A 23733-nucleotide genomic window follows, 5' to 3' on the forward strand; every position below is an offset into this window, starting at 1 on the left:
ATCAGCCGTTCTTCTGCTTGTAGCGGTCGCGGGCCTTGTTGACGAGGTTGATGTAGGAGTCCATGTTCTTGCCCTTGAGCTCGCTCAGGTACGCGTCCCACTCGCCCAGGTCGCGCTTGCCCAGGATGAACTTGAGCGTCTGCTCCTGGACGTAGTCCTTCAGCGGCGCGTCCCACAGGGCCGACTGCTCGCGCTCGTCGGCGCTGAGCGGGGCCGGGGGGGCCACCGGGAGGCCCTTGCGGGGGTTCATCACCTTCTGGAACTCCTTCTCCTCGTCGGAGAAGGTCGACTCCAGCAGCTGGGTGCTGCCGCCGTAGGCGAAGTTGCCGTTGGAGAAGCCGAAGTCCACGTTCAGCTTCTTGGTCGCCGTCGGGTTGAGGCCGATGTAGTCGACGTCCTTGGCGAGGTGGAAGTTGCCGGAGGAGTCCTTGGTGTAGGTGACACCCTCGACGCCCCACTTGGAGAACTCCTGGCCGGCGTCGGAGTACCACAGCCAGTCGATGAACTGCATCATGGCCACGAAGTCCTCGCTCTCGCGGGCCTTCTTGGAGATCATGATGCCGTTCTCCAGCCGGAGGCCGTACTTCACCGGTCCGGCAGGACCGATCGGCACCGGGATCTTGACGATCTTGGCGTCCGGGGCACCCTTGGCCAGACCCGGCCGGTAGGTGTTGACCAGCTCCTGGGCGTTGGTGCTGATCACAAAGGACTTGCCGGAGGTGAACTTGGCAATGGCCTGGTCGTCGGTCTGGGTGAAGCTCTCCGGGTCGAGCAGCTTCTCCTTCACCAGCGTGTTGAGGTACTGCAGCATCTGCTTGTACTGGTCCATGGCACCGGTGAAGACGAACTTCCCGGCGCTGGCGTCCCAGGTCGCGTTGTTGTAGCCCCAGCCGCCGCCGGCGCCGCAGCCGTAGGCCTGGCCGAGGGTCTGCAGCAGCGCGCCGGCCGGGGTGGGGGGCGCGACACTCCACCGGTCGGAGAAGGGGTAGATGTCGGGGTGGGCGGCCTTCATGGCCGTGAGCATGGCGTGCACATCGTCCCAGGTCTCCGGGACCTTGAGGTTCAGCTTCTCGAGGATGTCGGTGCGGACCGCCAGGGAGTAGTCGATCCAGATGTCCTCGTGCAGTCCGGGCAGGACGTAGAAGCGCCCGTCCTCCTGCCGCAGGGTGTCCAGGTCGCCCTGGAGGTTCCACTTGGCGACCTTGGCCTTGAAGTTCGGCATCAGGTCGAGGTAGTCGCTGACCGGGAGGACGGCACCGGAGGCGACGAACGGGACCTCCTGGCCGGGGTAGGTCTTGGGGATGATGAAGGGCGCGTCACCGGAGCCGAGGATGACACTGCGCTTCTGCTCGTAGTCGCTGAGCGGGACCACGGTCGGCTTCAGCGTCACATTGGTCCGCTTGCTGAGCTCCGACCAGAACAGCCAGCTGCTCTTCTCGGGGTAGTTCGGGTTGTCGTTGAGCAGCGTGGTGAAGCTGATCGGCTTGGACGCCTTGAACTGGTCGCCGGCGGCAAAGGTGGCCATTGCGTCGGCCTTGTTCTTCGACAGGTCCGACGACTTGCCCGAGCCGCCGCCACTGCTGCTGCTGCAGCCGGCGAGACCGAGGGCGGTCGCGCCCACGGCGAAGAGCATGGAGCGCCGGGAGATCTGGTTCATTGGGGGTGGACTCCTTTCCCGCGAGTGCGGGAATCCGAGGGTGGGTGGGTGCCTCGGCGTGTCAGCCCTTGACGGCCCCGAGCGTGACTCCGGAGACGAAGTACCGCTGGACGAAGGGGTAGACAGCCAGGATCGGGAGGGTGGTGAGGATGATCGCCACCGACTGGATGTTGGCGCCGGCGGCCGTGGAATCGGCGCCGAGGGAAATACCGACGGAGGTGGCCGTGGTTGCCCCGGCGATCAGATTGCGCAGGTAGACCGTGACCGGGAAGAGGTTCGAGTGGTCCATGTACAGGAAGGCGCCGAACCACGAGTTCCAGAAGGAGACGGCGTAGAAGAGCACCATCGTGGCCATCACGGCCTTCGAGAGCGGCAGCACGACGCGCAGCAGAATGCCGTAGGTGTTCAGGCCGTCGATGGCGGCGGCCTCTTCCAGCTCGATCGGGAGGTTCTCGAAGAACGCCTTCATGACGAGCAGATTGAAGACGCTGATGGCGTTGGGCAGCGCGATCGCCCACACGCTGTTCTTCAGCCCCAGGCTGGTGACCAGGATGTAGTTCGGAATCAGGCCGCCGGAGAAGAACATGGTGAACACGGCGATACCGACGAGCAGACCGCGTCCGCGCAGGTCCTTCTTCGAGAGGACATAGGCATAGCACGTCGTCAGGAAGAGCGCGACGATCGTGGACACCACCGTGTAGACCACGGTGTTGCGGTAGTTCGTCCAGAACATCGAGTTGGTCATCACGGCCTTGTAGGTCGTGACATTGAACCCGCGCGGCCACAGTGACACCTGGCCGGCGTGGATGTAGCCCTCGCTGCTGAAGGAGCGGGCGACGATATTGACGATCGGGTACAGGGTCGCCACCACGACCACGGTCAGGATGAGCGCATTGAAGCCCTGGAAGACCCGGTAGCCGCGGGTGGGCTGCTGCAGGAAGGTCCGGTGGGCCGGCTGCTCGGCGGCGGTTCTGTCCAAGGTCACCACAGGCTCGTCCCCACTGTCCGACGGGATATCTGGTTCGCGGACAGGACCAGCACCAGCCCGATCAGGGACTCGAACAGCCCGACTGCCGCGGCGTAGCTGAAGTTGTTGGAGAGCACACCCATGCGGTACAGGTACGTGGAGATCACGTCCGCCGTGGGGTAGGTCAAGGGGTTGTAGATCAGCAGGATCTTCTCGAACCCGACCGACATGAAGGTGCCGATGTTGAGGATCAGCATCGTCACCATGGTCGGCCGGATGCCGGGAAGCGTCACATGCCAGGTCTGCTTCCACCGGTTGGCGCCGTCGATCCGGGCCGCCTCGTAGAGGCTCTCGTCGATGGACGTCAGCGCGGCGAGGTAGAGGATCGTTCCCCAGCCCACGGTCTGCCACAGCTCCGAGGAGACATAGATCGACCGGAACCAGCCGGGCTGCTGGAGGAAGAGGATCGGCGTGTGCCCCACACCGCGCAGCGCCTGGTTGACCGGTCCGTCGGCGGACAGGAACTGCATGACGACGCCGGCCACGATGACCGTCGACAGGAAGTGCGGCAGATAGGACACCGACTGGACGAACCGCTTCAGCTTGCGACTGCGGAGCTCATTGAGGAGCAGCGCCAGGATGATCGGCATCGGGAAGCAGACGATCAGCGTCAGCGCACCCATCACCAGCGTGTTGGTGAAAACGGTCCAGAACGACGGGTCGCTCCAGAACATCTTCACGTACCGCAGGCCGACCCACTGCTCCCCGAACATGCTGCCGCCGGGCTCGAACCGCCGGAAGGCGATCACGTTGCCGATCATCGGCAGGTAGCGGAAGACCAGGAAGAACAGCAGCGGAAGTACCGCCAGCGAGTACAGCTGCCAGTCGCGGCGCAGCGACTGGGTCCAGGTGCGGTTGCGGGGTCGGGCGGGGCGGGAGTCGGCCCTGCCCGGGCTCCGCGCGTCGGGCGACAGATCAACTGCCTTGGTGGTGCTCATTCTTGGGCCTCCCGTGCGGTGTGTGGGGGCGTCCGGTGCAGGCAACGCGCGCGCCCACTGTCGCTGTCGCTGGTGGCTGGCGAGGCCCCTCCAGGAAGTGACACAGTAGAAGCGGCTCGAAAGTTTCGAAACTTTCGCTTAATGTGCCGGGCAGCCTAGGGACGTCGTCGACGGGGTGTCAATAGCCCAGACGCTGCGGATTTCAGCCTGGCCGATCGCGGTCCCGTCGCGTAGATTCACCGCTGGCCCGTCCTAGACTGAGCCAACCCAAGGCACAGGTAACCGAAAGTTTCGACAATGAGCGTGGGGCTCCGTTGACCAGTTTCGATTCTGCAGTCGAGCCTCGCTCCGCGACGATCGCGACCATCGCCCAGGAGGTCGGCGTCTCCGTGGCGACGGTCTCCAAGGTGCTCAACGGACGCACCGATGTCGCACCCGACACCAGGGCACGGGTCGAGGCCAGCCTCGACCGGCACCACTACCGCCGCCGCACCAGACGGCAGCCCGTCGCAACGAACAAGATCCACCTGGTCTTCCACGAGTTCGACTACGCGTGGGCCATGGAGATCATCCAGGGAGTCGAGTCCGCCGTCTCCGCCTACGGAGCCGAACTCGTCCTGGCCCAACTCGGCGGACGGCACCGCCCGTCGGACTCCTGGCTGGACACCCTCCTCGGCAGGCAGCCGATGGGAGTGCTCTTTGTGGCCTGCGGTCTGACACCACCCCAACAGGCCCGACTGCGCCGGCAGCGGGTCCCCTTCGTCGCCGTGGACACCGACAGCGCACCACCGGAGTCGGTGCCCACCGTCGGCTCCAACAACTGGAACGGCGGCCTGATCGCCGCCCGCCACCTCCTCGAACTCGGTCACACCCGCATCGCGGTCATCTCCGGCCCGGAGGAGCTGCTCTGCAGCAGGGCCCGCGTCGCCGGCTTCCGCTCCGCCCACGACGAGGCGGGCCTGACGGTCGACCCCGACCTGGTGCGGTACGGCACCTTCTACCTCGACGCCGGTTATGAGCACGGCATGGATCTCCTGCGCCGGCCGAACCGCCCGACCGCGATCTTCGCGGGCTCGGACACCCAGGCCATGGGCGTACTGCGCGCCGCCCGGCGACTGGGCCTGCACCTCCCCGGAGACCTCTCGGTCGTCGGCTACGACAACCTTCCGGTGGCCGCCTGGATGGAACCCGCACTCACCACGGTCAACCAGCCGCTCCAGGACATGGCCAGCACCGCCGCCCGGATGCTGCTGGACCTGGCCTCCGGGATCGACCTGACGAGCAACCGGATCGACCTCGGGACCGAACTGGTCGTCCGCGAGAGCACCGCACCGCCGGCACCCGGCCTCTGACCCAGCCCGCCCCGGGCGCCACCCAAGCAATGTATGGAGGATCCGTGGCCCTCTTCGACCTTCCGCTCGACCAGCTGGAACGCTATGTCCCCGCCGTGCCGGAGCCTGCCGACTTCGACGCCTTCTGGCGTACGACGCTGGAGCAGGACGCGGCCGGTCCGGTGGTCCTCGACGTCCGGCCGACGGACAGCGGACTCAGCCTGGTCGACACCTGGGACGTCACCTTCGCAGGCTTCGGGGGCGACCCGGTCCGGGCCTGGTACACCCGGCCGGCGCAGGTGGAGGCCCCGCTCCCCGCGGTCGTCGAGTACCTGGGCTACGGCCGCGGCCGCGGCCTGCCGCACGAACGCCTCACCTGGGCCGCCGCGGGCTATGCACATCTGCTGATGGACAGCAGGGGCCAGGGCGACCAGTACGGCAACGGCGGTGACACCCCGGACCCGCACAGCGGCGCGCTCGGCGGACCCGGCCCGGTGACCCGGGGCATCCTCTCGCCCGAGGACTACTACTACCGACGGCTCATCACCGACGCCGTCCGGGCGGTCGGCGCGCTCCGCTCCCTGCCGGGCGTCGACCCGGCACGTGTCGGCGCGGTGGGCAACAGCCAGGGCGGCGGGCTCGCCCTGGCTGTCGCGGGGCTCGTACCGGACCTCGCCGCGCTGATGATCTCGGCGCCGTTCCTCTGCCACCTGCAGCGCGCCATCGAGATCACCGACGCGGCACCCTACGGTGACATCGTGAACTTCCTCGCCGTGCACCGGGAGGCCGAGGAGCAGGTACGCCGGACGCTCTCCTATGTCGACGGCGTCTCCTTCGCGCGCCGCGCCAAGGCACCGGTGCACCTCGGTGTGGGCCTGCGCGACACCGTCTGCCCGCCGAGCACCGTCTTCGCCGCGTACAACCACTACGGCGCCGCCGCCGCAACGGCCGCCCCGGCGGACCGGACCGTCCATGTCTACCCGTTCAACCACCACGAGGGCGGGGAGGCCCTCCACACCCGCCGTCAGCTGAGCTGGCTCGACGGACACCTGCGACCCGGACAGGCGCAGCCGCGCCCCGGCCTCCCCCGGCCGGCCGGCGCGCCGGCTCCCGTCCCGGCGGTCGCCCGCGGCTGAGAGCCCTCCGCCGCCGGGCCGCTCCCCGCAGCGGACCTGGCGGCGGATCCGGGCCCCGGCCCGGGCGCCGTGGCTGCGCAGCCAACCGAGGCCCTCTTCTCCACCGGCGCTCAGGACGGCTATCCTGCCGCCCATGTCCGTCTCCGAACCGCACTGACAGATCCGCTGTCCGCTCCCCCCGGCCCGTCCTCGTGACAGATCCCGAGCGACGACCGGTGGAGCAGGCACGCCGATCCGTCCTGCCCGCACGTGAACCAGGCCCGGCGACGGCCCGGTCACGGCACACCCGTCTCGGAGACCGCCTTGCCACGCCTCGACGGAGGCAGTGCGTCCTATCGCGCTGTCCTCGCACTCCCCCACGCCCGCAACCTGTTCGCCGCCGCCATGCTCGCCCGGCTCTGCTACGGGCTGCTCAGCCTCCCGCTGCTGCTCACCCTGCGGGAGGGCACCGGCTCCTATGCGGTGGCCGGGACCGCGACCGGCCTGTTCGGACTGGCCAGCGCCCTGCTCGGCCCCGTCAGAGCCCGGCTGGTGGAGCGCCGTCCCGCCGCGTTGATGCGGCTGGCGCTCTGCTACGCACTGCTCCTGGCCGCGCTGGCCGCCGTCTGCGCGGCCCGTATGCCCACCCCGCTCGCCGTCTGCCTCGCGGTGTCGGCGGGCATCTGCCCACCTCCGGTCGGCCCGCTGATGCGGACCCTGTGGAGCAGACTGACCACCGACGAGGCCCAGCGGCAGTCTGCGCTCAGCCTGGACACGGCGGCGGAGTCCACCGTCTTCGCGCTCGGCCCCGTCCTCGGTGCGCTCCTGGTCGCCGCCTCCTCGGCACCCGCCGTGCTCACCGGGTGCGCGGCACTGGTCGTCACCGGCTTCGGCCTGCTGGCGAGGTCCCTGCGCCGGGCCCCCTCGCACATGCGCGCCGCACCGGCGACGTCCGCCCGGCGGCGAAGTCCGCTGCGCGCCAAGGGGTTCCCGCCGCTGCTGTTGCTCGTACTGGGCGCCGCGGCCGCACTGGCCCTCTTCGAGATCGCGGTCGTCGCCGCCTGGGGGACGGTGGCGGCCGGGATACTGACCACGCTGTTCTCCGTGGGCGGCGTCCTCGGCGGCCTGGTCTACGGACGGCGTCAGTGGCGCGGCGCCCTGGTGCACCGGCCGCTCCTCCTGGGTGCGGCCTCCGCCGTCTGCTACGCGCTGCCGGTCCTGCTGTACACCGCTCCGGCCGCGGGGGCGGCTCTGCTGCTCGCCGGGGCGTGCGCCGACGTCCTTCTGATCACCGTTTACCAGCTGGTCGGCACGCTGGTCCCCGAGAGCGCGCAGACCGAGGCCGGCGCATGGGTCAGCACCGCCTACAACCTGGGTGCGGCACTGGGTACGGCCTTCGGCGGCGTCCTGGTCGACCGGTCCGCTCCTCCGACCGCCTTCGCCGCCGCTGTCGGGGTGCTGGGTGCCGTCACCGCGCTGTGCACGGCGGGCGCCCCGCGCCGTCGTGGGCCGGCTGCCGGGGAGGCGGGGCCGGGGACCGGAGCCGCTACGACGGTTGCCGTACCGGAGCGGGAGTCGACAGCGGACGTAGCGTCAGAACCCGGACCCGACCGGTCCGGACGGTGCGGCGCGGCGGCTGAGCCGCTGTGGGGGCCGGTGGAGGACGGCGGACCCGTGGCGGGCGGACGGTCGTGATGACGCGCCCGCACGCCCGGAAGTGATCCACCACCGCGTGGCCCTTTCCCTCCCGAGGTGCGGGAGGGAAAGGGCCACGCGGCCTGCGAACCGGGCAATCCGGGCCGGAACCGGTCGGCGCGGGACGCGAGGGGCCACCATCCGCAGCCGAACGGCCCCAGCCGTCGGCCGGATCGGTGGCTCCTGGCGAGGAGCGAGTCCGGGTGATCGCAGGCACCCGGCAAACTTCATGACGACTCGTCAGCTGCTGCTGCGGAGGGCGGCCCAGGTCTGCGGACCGACCTGGCCGTCGATCTCCAGGCTCCGGTCCGTCTGGAAGCGCTTCACCGCGGCCAAGGTGTCACTGCCGAACTCGCCGTCCACACCCGACGCCCCCACGCTGTAGCCGCGCTTGGTGAGGATGCACTGCACCTCCTTCACCGCGGCGCCGGTGTCGCCGTACTCGGTCTGCGCGGTGCCGGAGTAGTAGGTGCACCCGGTGATCCAGGCGGGAGGCGGCGGCGGCGCCGCCTGGGTGGGCGCGGGGGCAGCCGTGGTGGCCGCCGGGGGTGTACCGGCAGGGCTGGTCCGTGCGGCCGGAGGCGTCGTACGCCCGGTCCGGCCCGGCGCGGCCGGGGCCGTCCCGGCCGAGGCGGTGCTCGGCGCGGTCGCGGCGGTGGGTGTGGCGCCCGCGCTCCGTCCGGGGCCGGCGACCGTGGCGCTGGGCGATGCCGACGGCTTGCGCGGTCCGCGCGAGGCGGCGGTCGGCGGAGCGTCCGCCGAGGCGGCGGGGGCGGCGGGCTGGTCGGCGGACGGTACCGGTCCGCCCGTGGTGGGTACAGAGGCGGCCGCCGCCTGGTGACCGTCCGGGGTCACCAGCACAGCGGTGACCGCGGCGATCACTCCGACCGCCACCACCGCGGCCCCGACGAGCAGGCCGGTCCGACGCCTCGCGGGACCCATCGGACCCGTGACCACCTCCGGGGCCGGGGGCACCGGAGCGGGACCGGGGACGGGCTGCCCGGACCAGGCCGCGGCCGGGAACGGCTGCGGCTGCGGCTGCGGCTGCGGCTGTTGTACGGCCGGGGCGGGCCAGCCCGGCGGAGGGGTCGGGGCCCACTGCCCCTGAGCGGGACCGGGCATCGCCTGAGCGGGACCGGGCATCGCCTGCGCAGGAGCGGGCATCGCCTGCGCCGCCTGCGCCGCAGGCCGGAGCTGGGTGGCCGGAGTGACCGGCCGCACGGGAGTGTCGCCCTGGCCGTAGCCGCCGTCCGTCCCGCCGCGCTGCGGCAGGAACCCGTCCTGCCTGGCCTGCCACTCCACCTCCTGGCAGGCGGCCACCCGGGCGAAGATGGCATCGCCGACTGAGGGGGGCCAGGGGGCCGGCACCTGACGGGTGCTCGCCGCCTCCACCACCTCCTCCGGAGTGGGCCGGCGCTCCGGGTCCTTGTCCAGGCAGGAGGCGATCAGCGCCGCCAGGTCCCCGTCGACCGCGGCCACCGCCGCCAGCACGTCCTCCTTCGGCGCCTCGTAGGCGACCCGGTGCAGGACGTCGACACTGGTGCCGTCGCCGAACGGCGCCCTGCCCGTCACGGCGCAGGCCACGGTGGAGGCCAGCGAGAAGACGTCCGAGGCGGCGGACACCGCCTCACCCCTGACCTGCTCCGGGGACATATAGGCGGGGGTGCCGACCTGCTGGCCGGTGCTGGTGATGGCGCTGGTCTCGGCCGCCTGCGCGATACCGAAGTCGATCACTCTCGCGCCGTCGGCGGCCAGGACCACATTGGAGGGCTTCAGATCACGGTGGACGACCCCCACCCGCGCCATCGCCTCGATCGCCCGCCCCAGGTCGGCCGCCAGCCGCCAGGCCGCCGAGGCGCCCACCGGCCCCTGCGCGGTCGCGGCGGAGAGGCTGAGTCCGGGGATGTACTCGGTGGCCATCCACACCAGGTCACCGTCGAGGCCGGTGCCCAGCAGCAGCGCGGTGTGGTCTCCCCGGACCCGGGCCAGCGCCGTGGCCTCCCGCTCGAAGCGCAGCCGGAACTGCGGGTCCTCGGCGTACTCGGGGCGGATCACCTTGACCGCCGCCAGGCCGTGCCCCGCGCCGGTGTCGCGGCCCAGATAGATGCGGCCCATCCCGCCGCTGCCCAGCACGGCCAGCGTGGCGTAGGGGCCGACCTGCCCGGGGTCGCTCTCCCGCAGCGGGACGGCGCCCAGTCGGGACAGCCCCGCCGCTCGGGCTCCCGGGCCGGACGGGCGGCGGTGCTCTTCTGGCATGGGGCGTCCCTGCTTCTCGGGCGTCTGATGGATGAGCGCGAGGGTAGCGCAACGGCCGCCTCCGCCACCGCCCTGACCGGACATCAAGACCTCGCCCGCGCCCGCACGGTGGTGTTCCGGCTGCGGCGCTCCCCCACGCCGGAGAAGGCACGGCGGTTCCACCCGGCCGGGGGCGACGGCGAGCAGAGCAGGGCCGCCGCGCGGACGATGTGGCGGGAGAACAGCGAGGAGATCAGTGCGGGACTGCCGTGGCCCGCGGACCGGATGCGCGCTCTGGTCCGCTGTCCGGAGCCGGTCCGGCAGGCCGGACGACCCGGGCCCGGTGCCCCCGCCGCGGCCGGACGCGGCCTCCGTGGGGGCTCCCCGGAAGCATGGTGCCGGTGCGGGCCGGGCGCCCGCCCGGGCGGACGGTGACCTCGCGGGCGCCGGCGGATCAGCGCACGATCACGGCCATGTCGCCGTAGGTGGCGTAGCCGGCGGTGAAAGCCGCCTCGCTGACCGTGTAGCGGCCGCGTGAGGGGTCGTTGACGGCAACCCGCCCGCCGGAGAAGGAGGTGACGACGACGGTGTGTTCGGCCGGTCCCGCGTAGGGGATGCGGCGGCCGTTGTAGGCCGTGTACCACCGTGTCCTCAGGTGCCGCCAGAGGTAGTCGACCCAGACCACCGCGGGGTGGCCCCGGGAGACCTCGGAGCGCAGCCGCGCCGGTCCGACGCCCTGCCCGGCGGCGATGACGCCGAGCCCGTAGGACCGGGCGGCCGCCGCGACCGGCGGGTAGTAGACGCCGAAGCCCGTGCCGGCGAGCTCCGAGCCGTCGGGGTCGCCGACGAAGGCACGGAAGGGATCCCCCGACAGCGGGCCGGAGTGCCCGAAGCGGTAGTGCACCCGGTCGACACCGATGCGGCGCAGAATGGCCCGGTCCCCCGCGTGCCGGCCACGTGCCGCCATCACCATGCGCAGCGCGCCGGCCTCGCAGTCGTTGCGCAGTTGCTGGTGGTACCAGGGGACCGTCACCGCGCTGCGGGCGGCGGCGGGTGCGCTCCCGACCGCCAGGACCAGGCAGGCCGCGGCGGCTGCGGCCGCACCCTTCGAGCAGGTGTTCGCCATCACAAGACGCAACCGTACCGTCACCCCAGAGGGACGGCATCCGCTGCGCCTTGGGTGGCGCCCAGGCCGCTCAGCGCCATTCGTGCACGTCGAGCAGCTCCCCCGTGGTCAGGTCCGGCCGGCCCCAGAGGTCCCCCGCGCGGGTGGCGTAGACAGCCACCAGGCGGCCCTGGGGATCCTCGTAGGCCATGTAGTAGCCGATCCGCCAGGAGGGCTCCGGGAGGTGGGGCGGTGCCAGGCGCAGTCGCTCGGTCCCGTCCTCGTTGAACACCACCGCGTTGCTCGGCTTCGCCGCGCCGCCCTCCAGCGCTTCGACGACCAGGACGCCGGGAGGGTCGTCGCGCCCCACGACCGAGGCCGGCGGCTGGGCGAACGTCTTCTCCACGGCCCCGCCCCAGCGCACGGTGCGCGACCCGGCTTCCCAGTCGATGTCCATCGCTTGCCTTCCCTGCTCCCGCTCGTCACCCGATCTCGACGGGATCGCCGATCGGGATCAGTCTGGCACGGTCCTCGAAGTTCAAGATCTCCAACTGGGTCGCTCCGCCGGGCAGATGACCGAGCAGCGGGTCCTCCTGCGGGCCGATGATGCTCTCCTGGATCCGGATCGGCTCCCCGTCCGGGAAGGCGTACCGCTGCACCAGGGAGACATCCGGCTTCCAGTCGGTGCGGATCGCCAGCTGGTTGCGGACGAATGCCTGGTTGGGCACGTCGTCGAAGGTGCCGAACCCGCCCGGCCGGGTCGCCGGCTGGCCGCGGGAGATCACCATGCTGAACGTCTCTCCCGGCCTGCCCAGCCGTGAGGTGATCGTCGAACCGGGCGCGTTGGGGGGTTCGCGCATGGCGGGCGGCAGCGCGGCGCGGGCGTGCGGTGACAGGCCGAGCGGGTCCGACCAGCTGTGGGGGTTGCGGACATAGCCGTCGGGGTTGGGAGCGGGGACCAGCCCGAGCGGGTCGGGGGTGACATAGCGGGCGGTCTCGGGGTCGTAGTAGCGGTGGACGTTGTAGTGGAGGCGGGTCTCCGGGTCGAAGTACTGGCCGGGGAACCGCAGCGGGGTGTACGTGGCGCTGTCGGCCTGCCAGGTGGTGTGGCCCCAGAGCGTGGGGGTGGCCCGCCAGGCGATGGTGTCGGTGACCGGGTCGACGAGCTCGGTGGGGGTGCCGACCAGGTCGGTGACGATCGCGAAGAACCGCCGGTCGATCTGCTCCTGCGGGGTGTCGACGGTGGCGGGGGTGGTGATGGTCTCGCTCTGGGCGAGGGGGTGGGGGCCCCTGTGGTCCCAGGTGAGGGTGTGCGGGCCCGGAAGGTAGGGGGCGCGGGTGGTCTGCTCGGCGAGGGTGTGGCCGTCCCAGCTGAAGTCGGCCTGCTCCTCGACGGCGGTCCCGTCGGGGGCGAGGCGCTGCTTGGCGATCCGGCGGCCGAGGGGGTCGTAGAGGTAGCGCCAGCGGGTCCCGTCGGGGGTGGTGACCTGGGTGAGGTGGTCCTCGGAGTCCCAGGTGTAGTGCCAGGTGTCGGGCTTCCTGGAGATCCTGGTCTTCTGCCGCAGCACGGTACGGCCTGCGGCGTCGTACTCGTAGCGGACCCGGCCGGCGGCGGTGAGCTCGGTGCCGTTGTAGGTACGGGGCCCGAGGGCGGCGCGGGTCGCGCCGGTGGCGGGCCATTCGGCTTCGGTGAGATTGCCGGCCGGGTCGTAGGCGTAGCGCTCGGTCCAGTCGGCCGCGCGGACGGCGGTGACCCGTCCGGCCGGGTCCAGATCGAAGGTGCGCGGACCGGCGAGGAGGTCGCCCACCCCGGTCAGATTGCCGTCGGCGCGGTAGCTGTAGTCGCGCTGCTGAAGGACCGACGGACGGGCGGGTGAGCCGCCACGGAGGGTCTGGCCGGTGAGGCGGTGCCTGGAGTCCCAGGTGCTGGCCAGCGTGAGGCCGCCACCCAGGGTCCGCTGCTGCTCGCGGCCGACGGCGTCGTAGCCGAAGGTGAGCTCTCCGCCGGGTGTGGACAGGGCGGTGGGCCGTCCGACCGGGTCGTACGTCCAGACGCTGGTGTGGCCGCTGGGCGTGGTGCGGCCGGTGCGGCGGCCCAGCAGGTCCCTGGTGTGGGTGAGCGTGCGGCCGTTGACCGTCTCGGTGAGGAGGTTGCCGAGGGCGTCGACGGTGCGGGCGAGGTCCGCGTCGGGGCCGGTCGCCCGGATCAGGTGGCCGGCGCGGTCGTAGGTGTAGGCGGTGGTACGGCCGTCGGCGTCCTTGGCGGTGGTACGGCCGAGGACGTCGTAGCTGTAGCGGGTCTGCCTGCCGAGCGGGTTGGTGACGCCGACCGGCCGGCCGTTCGGGTCCAGCTGGTAGGCGGTCCTGCGCTGCTGGAAGTCGCTCTCGCCGATGAGCCGCCCGGCGGCGTCGTAGCTGTACTCCCACCGCTGGCCCAGGGCGTTGGTGACGCCCACCAGCTGCATATGGGCGTCGTGGGTGAAGGTGAGCCGGGCACCGTCGGGGCCGGTGCGGGCGGCGAGGGTCTCGAAGTGGGTGTACTCGAAGGCGCTGACCTGGCCCAGCGCATCGGTGTGGGTGAGGAGGTTGCCCTCGCCGTCGTAGGTCCAGGTCTCGGTGCTGCCGTCGGCGGCGGTACGCGAGGCCGGATGGCCCTCGACGGTCCAGGTGAACCGGGTGACCGCGCCCGAGGGGTCGGTGACGGCGGTGAGGCGGCCGAAGGCGTCCCGCTCGTAGCGGGTCGTCGCCCCGGTGGGGTCGGTCATCTCGACGGGGAGGCCGGCCGGGTTGCAGCGGACCAGGGTGGTGTGGCCCAGGGCGTCGGTGACGGCGGCGAGATGGCCCAGTTCGTCGTGGCGGTAGCGGGTGACGGCGCCGTTGGGATCGGTCAGCGAGGTGCGCCGGCCGCCGTCGTCGTAGCTGAGGCGCCAGGTCGCCCCGCCCGGTTCGACCACCTCGGTGGGCAGGGCGAGCCGGCTGCCGTACCCGATGGTGGCCTGCTCGCCGTCGGGTCGGGTGACGGACACCAGGTCGCCGGCGCCGTCGTAGGTGTAGCGCGTGGTGTGGCCGAGCGGATCGGTCTCGGTGAGCAGGCGGTCGTGGTCGTCGCGTTCGAAGCGGGTGGTGTTTCCCAGCGGGTCCACCCGGGCGGTGATCTGGGCGTGCTCATTGACGTGGTACCGGGTGGTGTGGCCCAGGGCGTTGGTCTCGGAGTGGACCTTGGTGCCGGTGGCGGGATCGGGGTCGCCGTAGGTGAAGTGGAACCGCAGCGGGCCTCCCCCAGCCTCCGGCCGGGGGTGCCCCCATGCACCGCCTTCGTCGACGACCCGGCCCAGGCTGTCGTAGAGATAGGTGTAGTGGCTGCCGTTGCGGTCGGTCCAGGAGAGGACACGGCCGCTGCTGTCATTGGCGAAGTGCATCGGCAGCCCGGAGGAGTTGTACACCTCCGTGAGATGGCCGCCTGTGTAGCCGTAGCGCATCAGCAGCAGGTCGGAGCCGTTCTCGCCGGCACCGGCCAGATGCAGCGCGGTGATCCGGCCGCCCTCCACGGTGACCAGCAGCCGGTAGCCGCCGCTGTGGGCGATGCTCAGCGGCGTGCCGTCCCTGCCGTAGACCAGGTCGTAGTGCCGCCCGGAGCCGTCCCGCACCCGGGTCAGCAGCGCCGTCTCCCCGTCGGGCTGGAGGGTGAACTCCCGCACCAGGCCCCGGGAGGGATCGGTCAGGGTGTAGCCGCCGCTCTCGGCGCCGCCCTCCAGCTCCCAGCGCGCGCCTGCGTCCGCCTGCACGGCCTCGCCGGGTCCGGGGTGCGGGTAGGCCTGGGCGGTACGGTCGGTGCCCAGGTACACCACACCGTCGGGGTCGATCTCCAGCCGCTCGTCGAAGGTGCACACCCAGCGCGGGCCCATCCACCGCCCGGCCTGGTAGCCCGACTCGAAGGACCGGGTGAACGCCAGCGGCAGCGAACCGGGAAGCGCGACGTCCACCTGGTCGATGAACATCCGCCCGGTGGCCATGTCCACCGGCTCACCGCCGCCGCAGATCGCCTCCTCGCGCCGCCCCGCCTCCCGCGGGTCCGCCACCTGCTGACGGCCGCGCCCACCGCCGCCGCCCTCGCCGCCCCTGCCGGTACGGCCGCCACCGCCGGGCAGCCGGGGCGAGTGCTCGGCGTCCTTGCCGCCGCGCTCCAGGATCCTGGTCAGCTCACCGGCGTGCTTGGCGTCCGCCTCGCGGGTGTTGTGGGCGACCTTCTTCAGGTTGTCCCCGGCGGAGCGGTAGAGGTCCTTGACCGCCTTGCCCGCGTCCTCGGCCAGCGTCTTGCCGATCTTCTGCGCGCCGTGCTCCAGCGCCTTGACGATCTGGTTGCTCACTCGAAACTCACCCCTGCGAGCCTGGCCTGGAAGACCTGCGCATGTCCGGCGACCGTCTCCGCGTGTGCATGCATGATCTGTGCGTGCGCCTCCAGCGCCGCCGGATCGATCCGGAACCCCGTACCCACCGCAGCCCCGTCCACCGACACCCCCAGCGCCGACTCGGCGGCCTGGAACACCAGCCCCGACACCGCCCGCCCCACCACATCCACCAGCGGATCGATCGCCGCCTCGATCACCTGGCCGATGATGTACTGCTCCAACTGCTGCTCAAGGAAGTTGATCAGCTTCTCGGCCGCCTCCTCGATCAGCACCACCGCCGCCTCGGCCGCGCCCAGCGTCGCCACCGCCGCCGCCTGGTCCGCCACAAACGCGGCCGCCAGCGCCACCAGCTCCGCGATCGCCTCCACCTTCATGGCCACGATCACATCCGCCGCCACGTCCAGCGCCGTCGCCACCGCCCGGCACGCCTGCACCAGCTCGGTCATGTGACTGTCCGACAGCTGCGCCCACTTGGCGAGCAGAGCCTCGTACGACGCCCCCTCGTACGCCTGCCCCAGCTGTTTGATCGTCGCTGTCGAATCCTGATGCGTCGACTCCACGCTCTGCCCGAACTCCCGCACATGCGAGGCGAACTCACGCACCTTGTCCTCGTTCACCGAAGGCCACCTGATCCCGATGAACTGCAGGAACGACACCACCTCACCGGGCAGCTCGATCGCCACAACACCCTCCCCGTCCAGATCTGCGCGTCCGACCGTAGCCCACGATGCACGGCAGCGGAACGGCGGTTCCCACAAGCCGCCCGTGATTGCGCATGCCACGGCGCGCCCCCTCACCGCGGGCGTCGCCTCCGGGGCCGGACGCGCCCCCTGGAGCTGCAGGCCGGAGGCCGGAGACCGGGGTCCGCCCGGGGCCGCACAACCTCCGGGGGCGAGGCGCACCCCGTCCGCGCGACGCCCGGGCAGCGCCGCCCGTCGAGTCCTGCGGTGACCGCTCCCACGGGCTCGCCGTCCCGAATGGTCTAACCCCGATCGCCGGAGGGCCCCGACCCCCCCGAGGCTGAGACGTGGAACGCCTCACCCAGCCGTCCGGGCCCCGGTGGGCAACCCGCGCAAGGCCGTGCCGAGCACCCTCTGCGCGTCGCCCGGGAGGCTGGGATCACCTCACATCGATCGAGATGAGGAGTCATGTCCAAGAAGGCGATCGAGAAGCACATACCCAGGCTTGCGGCCGCTGCCGCCCTCGCGGCCGCGACGCTGCTCGCCGGTGCGGCACCGGCACTGGCCAAGGCCCCCACCGCCGCCCCGTCCGGCGGGCTCAGGCCGGGTCCGGGCACCGGGCAGGTCACGCCCGGCACCACGACGGCGTCGGGCAGGAACGACATCGTCGTGAGCCAGGGCGACACCCTCTACGGGCTGGCGATGCGGTACCGCACCAACGTGCGCAGCCTCCAGCAGCTCAACGGGATGGGCACCTCGACCCGGCTCTACACCGGTCGCGTGCTGCATGTCCCCGAGACCGTCGCAGGCTCGCAGCCCAGCACCGTGCCCGCCACCGTCCGGGCCGCGACCGACGCCAACTTCGCACAGGTGGTGCTCCGCAGCCAGAAGCCCGTCCTGGTCTCCTTCTGGGCGGAGTGGTGCAGCGCCTGCCGGCAGATCGACCCGGCCCTCAAGCAGGTCGCGGCCGACCACCCCGAGGTGCGCGTCGTCAGGCTGAACATCGACGACAGCCCCGCCTCCGCCGCCTCGGCCGGTGTGACCTCGATCCCGACGCTCAAGATCTACCAGAGCGGCACGGTGGTGAAGACCATGACCAGTGCCAGATCGAAGGCCGCGATCGAGCAGGGCCTCACCAGCCTGTTCAACCACAAGCCGTGAGCCCGGCCGGGCAGCCGCACCCCGACGGCCCGAACGGCTCGTAGCGGACAGCGCCGCCTGTGTCCACGCCGTGGTCCACCCACGGCGTGGACACAGCGCTTCCGCCTCCACACGGCCGCGGCCCGCCGGCGCACGGCCCGCCCGGCACCGGGCCGGGGACGGCCGGTGCCGCCGTGGTGCCCCGCCACGGTGCACCACGCGGGCGCCTGCCCGGTGCCCCGGCACCATGGCCTGACGTCGCGTCAGCCCTGGAGCGCAGCCGCCTGCTTCTCGGCCTCCGTGCGGTACATCCGCCGGACGCGGACGACACCCAGGTCGTGCTGGTAGAGGTTCTCGGCCTGGTCCGCGTCGGCGGGCAGGCCTTCCAGCATCACCCGGTCCTGCTCCAGCACCTGCCAGTGGCGCTGCTCGATGAGTGTCTTGTAGAGGAAGCGCCAGGTGTCGCGCTGCCATCCCGTCACCCTGCGGTAGCGCCAGAAGAAGACACCGCAGCTGCGCTCGTCGATCGGGGTGGCCATACCCACGATCCCGAAGGGGCCGCCGGGGCCGGCGGACGGCGGATAGGGGATCTCCAGGTCCATCCAGTCGACGCCGGTGCGGCACAGCTCGACCCAGTCGAAGTTCACTCCGCGCTGGTCGGTCTTCTCGAAGAAGAAGCCCCGCCCGGTCTCACGGATGCGGAACCGCGCCTGGGTGTCGCCGTCCGCCATGGTGTGCGACTCATGGTGCAGAAAGGCGCCGTGCATGGGGTCGAGGACGTTCTCGACCGCGAAGCGCCAGGGCACGTTCCACTCGGCGTAGCACAGGATGGCGTGGGTGTCCTCGGAGGTCAGCGGCTCCGGCAGCACCATCTCCACCGGCTCGGGGTGGCGGGCGTCGCCGAAGTAGGCGAACACCGCCCCGCCGGCCTCCATCACGGGCGGGTTGGCCACCAGGGACTTGCCCTCGATGGTGCAGCCGGGGAGCGCGGGCACGGAGGTGACGGTGCCATGGCCGTCGACCTCGACGCCGTGGTACCAGCAGGCGATCCGGTCGCCCAGGTGCTTGCCCAGGGAGAGGCGGGCACCGCGGTGCGGGCAGCGGTCCTCGAGCATGTGCAGGGTGCCGTCGGAGCGGCGGAAGAGCAGCCAGTCTTCGCCGAGCCGGGTGACCCGGCGCATCCCGCCGGGCTCGACGAAGTCGGAGGGACAGACGGCGTACCACTGGTTGCGCAGACCGGTGGAGCAGAGCTGGTCGGCGGTGCGGCCGTGCTTCACGGCTGCCGCCTCGGTACGGGGGGTGGTGGTCATCGTCGTCACGCGCCCAGGCGCTTCATCTCGGCCCGGAAGGAGTCCTCGGTCCACGCCTGGCCGTCCGGTGCGTGGACACTGCGCTCGTTGAGGCCGCGCACCACGTCGGACAGCTCATGGCCGACCTTGGTGAACACCTCCTCCAGCACATGGGCGAGCTTGTACTCGTACGGGCTCGGTTCATGGGTGCGCGCCTGGTGCACCTCGAGGTACTGCGACACGGGGGGCTCCTTCCTGCGGGGGTCGGGGGTCGGGTGGCGGGGTCGGGGTCAGAGGTCGAGGACGAGGCGCCGGGAGGAGCAGCGGGAGACGCAGACCATCATGGTCCGGCCGGCGGCGTGCTCCTCCGCGCTGAGCAGCATGTCCCGGTGGTCGGGCGTGCCGTCGAGGACGGCGGTCTCGCAGGTGCCGCAGATGCCGTCGCGGCAGGAGGTCTCCACGGCGACACCCGCGCGTTCCAGGGCGTCCACGATCGACTCCTCGGGTCCGACGGTGAGGGTCACCCCGGAGCGGGCGGCCTCCACTTCGAAGGACTGCTCGCCGCCTGCGGGCTGCGGCACCCTGACGGCGGCGAACCGCTCGATGTGCAGCCGCTCGCGCAGACCGAGTCCCTCGCAGGCGGCCTCGATGGCGGCGAGCAGCGGTTCCGGGCCGCAGCAGTAGACCCGGGTCCGCGGTCCGGCGTGGGACAGGATCGCGGGCAGGTCCAGATGGCCGTGCTCGTCCTGGGGGTGGAAGGTCACCTCGCCGCCGTCCCCGGCGAGCTGCAGCAGCTCGTCGCCGAAGGCCATCGACGCGCGAGTGCGGCCGCCGTGCCAGAGCCGCCAGGAGGCGCCCCGGGAGCGGGCCGCGCGGGCCTGGGAGAGGATCGGGGTGATGCCGATACCGCCCGCGACAAACAGATAGGAGTCGGCCTCCACCAGCGGGAAGTGGTTGCGCGGGCCCTTGACGGTCACCACCGCGCCGGGCCGCAGCCCGCTGTGCACATGTGCCGAACCGCCGCGGGACGAGGGCTCCCTGAGGACGGCTATGCGGTAGCGGGTGGTGTCGGCCGGGTCGCCGCACAGGCTGTACTGGCGGATCTGGCCACCGGTGTGCAGATCGATGTGGGCACCGGGCTCCCAGGCCGGGAGGGGCTTTCCTGCCGGGTGGACCAGGTCCAGGGAGACAACGCCCTCGGCCTCCCAGGTCATCCGGTGCACCAGCAGCTCGAGTTGCTGCTCCTGCTGCTTGCTCACGTTGTCCTCCTTTGCGACTGCCGGCTTTGCGACTACTGGCCGGGGATGGTGACCGGCGGGGTGAACGGTGTCTTCATCGGGCCGAGCGAGGCCAGGTCGACCTCGACGAGGGTGGGGCCGTCGGAGTCGACGGCGTCCCGGATGGTCCCCGCCGCGTCGGCCGCGTCGGCGATCCGCGCGAACGGCAGGCCGCAGGCGCGGGCGAGCGCGGCGAAGTCGGGGGTGGCGAGGTCCACGCCGGAGCGGCGGTCGAAGTAGCGGTCCTGCATATTGCGCAGGACGCCGTAGCCTCCGTCGTTGAAGACGACAACGGTCAGGCGGGGCTTCTCCTGGGCGAGGGTGAGCAGTTCGCCGAGGTGGACGGCGAGTCCGCCGTCGCCGGCCATCACCACGGCCGGCTGCTGCGGACGGGCGAGTGCGGCGCCGATGCCCATGCCGAGGCCCTGGCCGATGCCGCCGCCGCGCGGGAAGACATTGTCGCGGGGGTCGAGCACGGGCAGCAGCCGGTTGCCCCAGCTGCTGGACGCGATGGTGACATCGCGGGCGACCACGCCCCGGCCGGCCAGGGCGTCGCGGATCGCGTCGCAGACGGCCGCCTGGGGCCCGATGCTGTCGTACAGCGCAGCGCGGGCCTCCTCACGGGCGGCGCGGACCCGCTCCGTCCAGGCGGCGTCGGCGGTGACGCCGAGTTCGGCGCGGCGGCGTGCGACCCGGGGGGCGAGGGCGGCGAGGGTCTCGGCGGTGTCGCCGTGCAGGGCGGTCCCGGCGGGGTAGACCCGGCCCAGTGCGGCCTCGTCGATGTCGATCTGGAGGTGGGTGGCGGGCAGCCGCAGGCTGTAGTCGCCGGTCTCGTTGGAGCGGAAGTGGGTGCCCAGGGTCAGCAGCAGGTCGGCCTCGGCCAGGACGGCCCGGCCGGCGGGGCTCATGGCGAAGTTGCCGATCACCCGGTGCTGGTCCTCCGGGACGGTGCCGCGGCCGGAGTTGGAGGTGAGCAGGCCGGCGTTGATCTGCTCCAGGAGGGCCGCCACCTCGTCCCCGGCGTGGGTGGCGCCGCCGCCGGCCCAGACCAGGGGGCGGCGGGCGGCGGCGAGCAGCTCCGCGGCCCGCTCCAGCTCCGCCTCGGCGGCCCGGGGGGCCGCCGGGGGTGCCGGGAGGGTGTCGGGGCCGAGGTCCTGGGCCGCGTACTGCAGGTCGATGGGCCATTCGACGCTGGCCGGTCCCGCGGGGGCGGCGAGGGCCTGGACGGCGGCGGTGCGCAGCACCTCGCCGGCCTGCTCGGCGCTGGTGACCGTCGCCGCGTGCTTGGAGACGGCCCGGAGCATGCCGAGCTGGTCCTTGGTCTCGTGGATGAAGCCGCGTCCCCGGCCCAGGTGGGCGCTGTCGATCTGCCCGGTGATGTGCAGGACGGCGGTACCGGCGGAGAGCGCCTCGATCAGCGACCCGGCCGCGTTGCCCGCGCCGGTGCCGGTGGAGGTCAGCGCACAGCCGATGCCGCCGCGGGCGCGGCCGTAGGCGTCGGCGGCGCTGACCGCGGTGGCCTCGTGCCGTACGGGGACGAAGCGCAGATCCCGGTCGACGGCCTCGACCAGGGGGAGGTTGTGGACGCTGACGATGCCGAAGACGGTGTCGACGCCGAGCGAGCGGAGTGTGCGTACGAGCAGGTCGCCGCCGTTGGGAGTGGTCATCGGTGGTTCCTTAGGCGATGCCGCGGCCGACGCCGCCGCACACGTCGATGGCGGTGCCGGTGATGTAGGAGGCACGCGGTGAGAGCAGGGTGGTGATGGCATAGGCGACCTCCTCGGCGCGGCCGAGGCGGCCGAGGCTGATGCCGCGGTCGGCGGCCAGCTCCGCCTGCCAGCGGTCGTAGGACAGGTCGCTGCCTGCGGCGTGGTAGCGGCGCTCCCACTGGCCGGTGTCGATGAGCCCGAGGCAGACGGAGTTGACCCGGATGCCGTCCGCGGCCAGTTCCATGGAGAGGGACTTGGAGAGGTTGAGCAGTCCTGCGCGGGCCGCGCTGGTGGTGATCAGGCGGGGCTCGGGCTGCTTGGCGAGCACGGCGTTGACATTGACCACGGAGGCGTTGCCCGAGGTGCGCAGCAGCGGCAGCGCGGCCTTCAGCGGGTTGAGCACCCCGTCGAACTTCAGCTCCAGCTCGTCGCGCCAGTCCTCGGTGGTGCACTCGGCGAAGGGCTTCATCCGGGACTGGCCGGCGTTGTTGACCAGCCCGTCGAGGCCGCCGAACCGCTCGGCCACACCGTCGACGAGCCGCTGCGCCGCCGCGGGGTCACGGACGTCGCACACCGCGGTGTGCAGTCGCTGGTGCGCCCCGATCCGTTCGAGGGCTTCGGGGCGGCGGCCGCAGGTGGCCACGTTGGCGCCCTCGTCGAGCAGTGCGCGTACGGTCGCGAGACCGACGCCGGAGCTGCCGCCCGTGACCAGCACGGTGCGGCCGGCGAAGCCGAGGTCCATCGGGTGTCTCCCTGGGGACGGGTGAGCCGGAGGCTCAGTGCATGGTGAAGCCGCCGTTGACGGCGAACAGTTGGCCGGTGACATAGCCGGACTCGTCCCCGAGCAGGAAGGCGATCAGTCCGACCAGGTCGTCCGGCTGCTGCGGCCGCGAGATGGCCCGGTTGAGGCGGTACAGCTCGTGCCGTTCGGCGGGGATCCGCTCGGCGGACTCGCCCTCGGTCAGTCCGGGGGCGACCGCGTTGACCGTGACGCCGTGGTCGCCGACCTCACGCGCCATGGCCCGGGTCAGGGAGATCACGGCGCCCTTGGAGGCGATGTAGTGGGCGAGCCGGGGTGAGCCGTAGAGGGCCGCGTCCGAGGCGAGGTTGACGATGCGTCCGTTGCCTGCGGCGACCAGCTGGGGGAGCAGGGCACGGGCCACCAGCCAGGGGCCGCGGGCGTTGACCGTCATGATGCGGTCCCACTCGTCGACGTCGATCTGGTGGAAGTACTTGCCTCCCACGGCGTCGGCGAGCCCGGCGTTGTTCACCAGGCCACGCAGCGGGCCGAGTTCGGCGACGGCCGCGGCCATCGCGTCCACCGACCGGGGGTCGGCGACGTCGCACCGCACGAAGTGGGCGTCGACGCCTTCGGCGCGCAGCTGCTCGGCGGCCCGGCGGCCGCGCTCGGCGTCGACCTCGGCGACGACGATGCGCCTGCCCTCGGCGCCGACCCGGCGGGCCGTGGCCAGTCCCAGGCCACGGCCGGCGCCGGTGATGACGACGGTGTGCACGCTGTCGGCCATCAGTCGCGGGTGATGCCGTGCATCGCGGAGGTCTCCGGGTAGGTGGGGACCTGCGGCTTGCGGGTGCCGATGACGACGCAGAACAGGGCGTCGGTGTCGCCCTCGTTCTTGAGGCTGCGGGCGACGCCGGCCGGGACGACGATCATGTCGCGGTAGCCGAGGGTGCGGTACTCCACGTCGGTGCCGCGGTGGATGCCGACGCGGACCTGGCCCTCCAGGACGAAGAAGGCCTCCTCGGCGTCGTGGTGGGTGTGCTCGGGGCCCTCCGCGCCGGGGGGCAGCAGCATGTTGGAGAAGGTGAAGCCGCCGGACGGCAGGATCCGGGAGTCGTTCTCGTGGTTGCCGGTGGCGCCGGAGCCGACATAGCGGATCTGCGCGCGGCGGAACTGGTCGCCGGCCTTGGCCTGGAAGCCCAGGGCGTCCCAGTCCGGCTCACGGGAGGCGCGGGTGGCGATGAGGGCGTCGGTGAAGGAGGCGAGGTCGCCGTCGGTGTAGGCGGTGGTGTCGATGGGCATGGGCGTTTCCTGTTCCGGTGAGGACCTTCGAGCGGTCGGGTGGGTCAGGCGGTTCGGATGGTCGGGCGGTCGGGCGGTCGGGCGG

General features: G+C 72.0%; 20 protein-coding genes. 5 read left to right on the top strand and 15 right to left on the bottom strand.

Features of this window, described 5'->3' with window-relative positions; all coding sequences use genetic code 11:
* Position 1: 1 nt before the first annotated feature.
* From AB0761_RS06310 to AB0761_RS06320, 3 genes are all read right to left on the bottom strand, one after another.
* Positions 2–1657, bottom strand: coding sequence for an extracellular solute-binding protein (locus tag AB0761_RS06310; protein ID WP_377267969.1), 1656 nt, complete (start codon positions 1655–1657; stop codon positions 2–4).
* 61 nt (positions 1658–1718) lie between these two features.
* Complete coding sequence (locus AB0761_RS06315) at positions 1719–2645, bottom strand: carbohydrate ABC transporter permease (protein WP_377267970.1); 927 nt, start codon at positions 2643–2645, stop codon at positions 1719–1721.
* The gene (locus tag AB0761_RS06320; protein ID WP_377267971.1) at positions 2639–3622 is read right to left on the bottom strand and encodes an ABC transporter permease; all 984 of its coding nucleotides are present in this window, start codon (positions 3620–3622) and stop codon (positions 2639–2641) included. The genes AB0761_RS06315 and AB0761_RS06320 overlap by 7 nt, the downstream gene beginning before the upstream one ends.
* A 314-nt stretch (positions 3623–3936) precedes the next feature.
* On the opposite strand from AB0761_RS06320, the gene AB0761_RS06325 reads away from it, so the two are divergent.
* The 3 genes from AB0761_RS06325 to AB0761_RS06335 all read left to right on the top strand — a co-directional run bounded on the left by AB0761_RS06325 (position 3937) and on the right by AB0761_RS06335 (position 7763).
* Positions 3937–4974 (top strand): LacI family DNA-binding transcriptional regulator, encoded by a 1038-nt coding sequence (locus AB0761_RS06325; protein WP_377267972.1) that lies wholly within the window; start codon positions 3937–3939, stop codon positions 4972–4974.
* A 44-nt stretch (positions 4975–5018) separates the two neighbouring features.
* Positions 5019–6089, top strand: a complete 1071-nt coding sequence (locus tag AB0761_RS06330; protein WP_377267973.1) for an acetylxylan esterase — start codon at positions 5019–5021, stop codon at positions 6087–6089.
* Positions 6090–6392: 303 nt separating this feature from the next.
* On the top strand, positions 6393–7763 hold the full coding sequence (locus tag AB0761_RS06335) for an MFS transporter (protein ID WP_377267974.1): 1371 nt from the start codon (positions 6393–6395) through the stop codon (positions 7761–7763).
* A gap of 240 nt (positions 7764–8003) precedes the next feature.
* On the opposite strand, the gene AB0761_RS06340 is transcribed toward AB0761_RS06335, so the two are convergent.
* Complete coding sequence (locus AB0761_RS06340) at positions 8004–10019, bottom strand: protein kinase (protein WP_377267975.1); 2016 nt, start codon at positions 10017–10019, stop codon at positions 8004–8006.
* Positions 10020–10046: 27 nt separating this feature from the next.
* Between AB0761_RS06340 and AB0761_RS06345 the strand changes: the two genes are divergently transcribed.
* Positions 10047–10433 (top strand): hypothetical protein, encoded by a 387-nt coding sequence (locus AB0761_RS06345; protein ID WP_377267976.1) that lies wholly within the window; start codon positions 10047–10049, stop codon positions 10431–10433.
* A gap of 19 nt (positions 10434–10452) precedes the next feature.
* Here the strand turns inward: AB0761_RS06345 and AB0761_RS06350 are convergent, their stop codons facing one another.
* From AB0761_RS06350 to AB0761_RS06365, 4 genes are all read right to left on the bottom strand, one after another.
* A complete protein-coding gene (locus AB0761_RS06350) occupies positions 10453–11124 on the bottom strand; it encodes a C39 family peptidase (protein WP_377267977.1) in 672 nt (223 codons plus the stop codon).
* A 70-nt stretch (positions 11125–11194) separates the two neighbouring features.
* Positions 11195–11560 (bottom strand): hypothetical protein, encoded by a 366-nt coding sequence (locus tag AB0761_RS06355; protein WP_377267978.1) that lies wholly within the window; start codon positions 11558–11560, stop codon positions 11195–11197.
* Positions 11561–11585: 25 nt separating this feature from the next.
* The gene (locus AB0761_RS06360; protein ID WP_377267979.1) at positions 11586–15470 is read right to left on the bottom strand and encodes an RHS repeat-associated core domain-containing protein; all 3885 of its coding nucleotides are present in this window, start codon (positions 15468–15470) and stop codon (positions 11586–11588) included.
* Positions 15467–16195 (bottom strand): WXG100 family type VII secretion target, encoded by a 729-nt coding sequence (locus AB0761_RS06365; protein WP_377267980.1) that lies wholly within the window; start codon positions 16193–16195, stop codon positions 15467–15469. The genes AB0761_RS06360 and AB0761_RS06365 overlap by 4 nt, the downstream gene beginning before the upstream one ends.
* 465 nt (positions 16196–16660) lie before the next feature.
* Here AB0761_RS06365 and AB0761_RS06370 point away from each other — a divergent pair, with 465 nt between their 5' ends.
* Positions 16661–17353, top strand: a complete 693-nt coding sequence (locus AB0761_RS06370) for a thioredoxin domain-containing protein (RefSeq protein WP_377267981.1) — start codon at positions 16661–16663, stop codon at positions 17351–17353.
* A gap of 242 nt (positions 17354–17595) precedes the next feature.
* Here AB0761_RS06370 and AB0761_RS06375 read toward each other — a convergent pair whose 3' ends face one another.
* The 7 genes from AB0761_RS06375 to AB0761_RS06405 form a co-directional block, all read right to left on the bottom strand.
* Complete coding sequence (locus AB0761_RS06375) at positions 17596–18642, bottom strand: Rieske 2Fe-2S domain-containing protein (protein WP_377267982.1); 1047 nt, start codon at positions 18640–18642, stop codon at positions 17596–17598.
* A 5-nt stretch (positions 18643–18647) separates the two neighbouring features.
* A complete protein-coding gene (locus tag AB0761_RS06380; protein ID WP_377267983.1) occupies positions 18648–18863 on the bottom strand; it encodes a recombinase-like helix-turn-helix domain-containing protein in 216 nt (71 codons plus the stop codon).
* Between the two features lie 48 nt (positions 18864–18911).
* Entirely contained in the window at positions 18912–19835 is a 924-nt protein-coding gene (locus AB0761_RS06385) for a PDR/VanB family oxidoreductase (protein ID WP_377273949.1), read from the bottom strand.
* Positions 19836–19912: 77 nt separating this feature from the next.
* The gene (locus AB0761_RS06390) at positions 19913–21565 is read right to left on the bottom strand and encodes a thiamine pyrophosphate-binding protein (protein WP_377267984.1); all 1653 of its coding nucleotides are present in this window, start codon (positions 21563–21565) and stop codon (positions 19913–19915) included.
* A 10-nt stretch (positions 21566–21575) separates the two neighbouring features.
* Entirely contained in the window at positions 21576–22349 is a 774-nt protein-coding gene (locus tag AB0761_RS06395) for an SDR family oxidoreductase (protein WP_377267985.1), read from the bottom strand.
* A gap of 34 nt (positions 22350–22383) precedes the next feature.
* Positions 22384–23133: a 3-oxoacyl-ACP reductase family protein gene (locus AB0761_RS06400; protein ID WP_377267986.1), complete on the bottom strand. Its 750-nt coding sequence runs from the start codon at positions 23131–23133 to the stop codon at positions 22384–22386.
* Complete coding sequence (locus AB0761_RS06405) at positions 23133–23648, bottom strand: cupin domain-containing protein (protein ID WP_377267987.1); 516 nt, start codon at positions 23646–23648, stop codon at positions 23133–23135. The genes AB0761_RS06400 and AB0761_RS06405 overlap by 1 nt, the downstream gene beginning before the upstream one ends.
* Positions 23649–23733 lie beyond the last annotated feature (85 nt).

The sequence above is a fragment of the Peterkaempfera podocarpi genome, assembly GCF_042466665.1.
In the GTDB taxonomy this organism is placed as follows: Bacteria; Actinomycetota; Actinomycetes; order Streptomycetales; family Streptomycetaceae; genus Peterkaempfera; species Peterkaempfera podocarpi.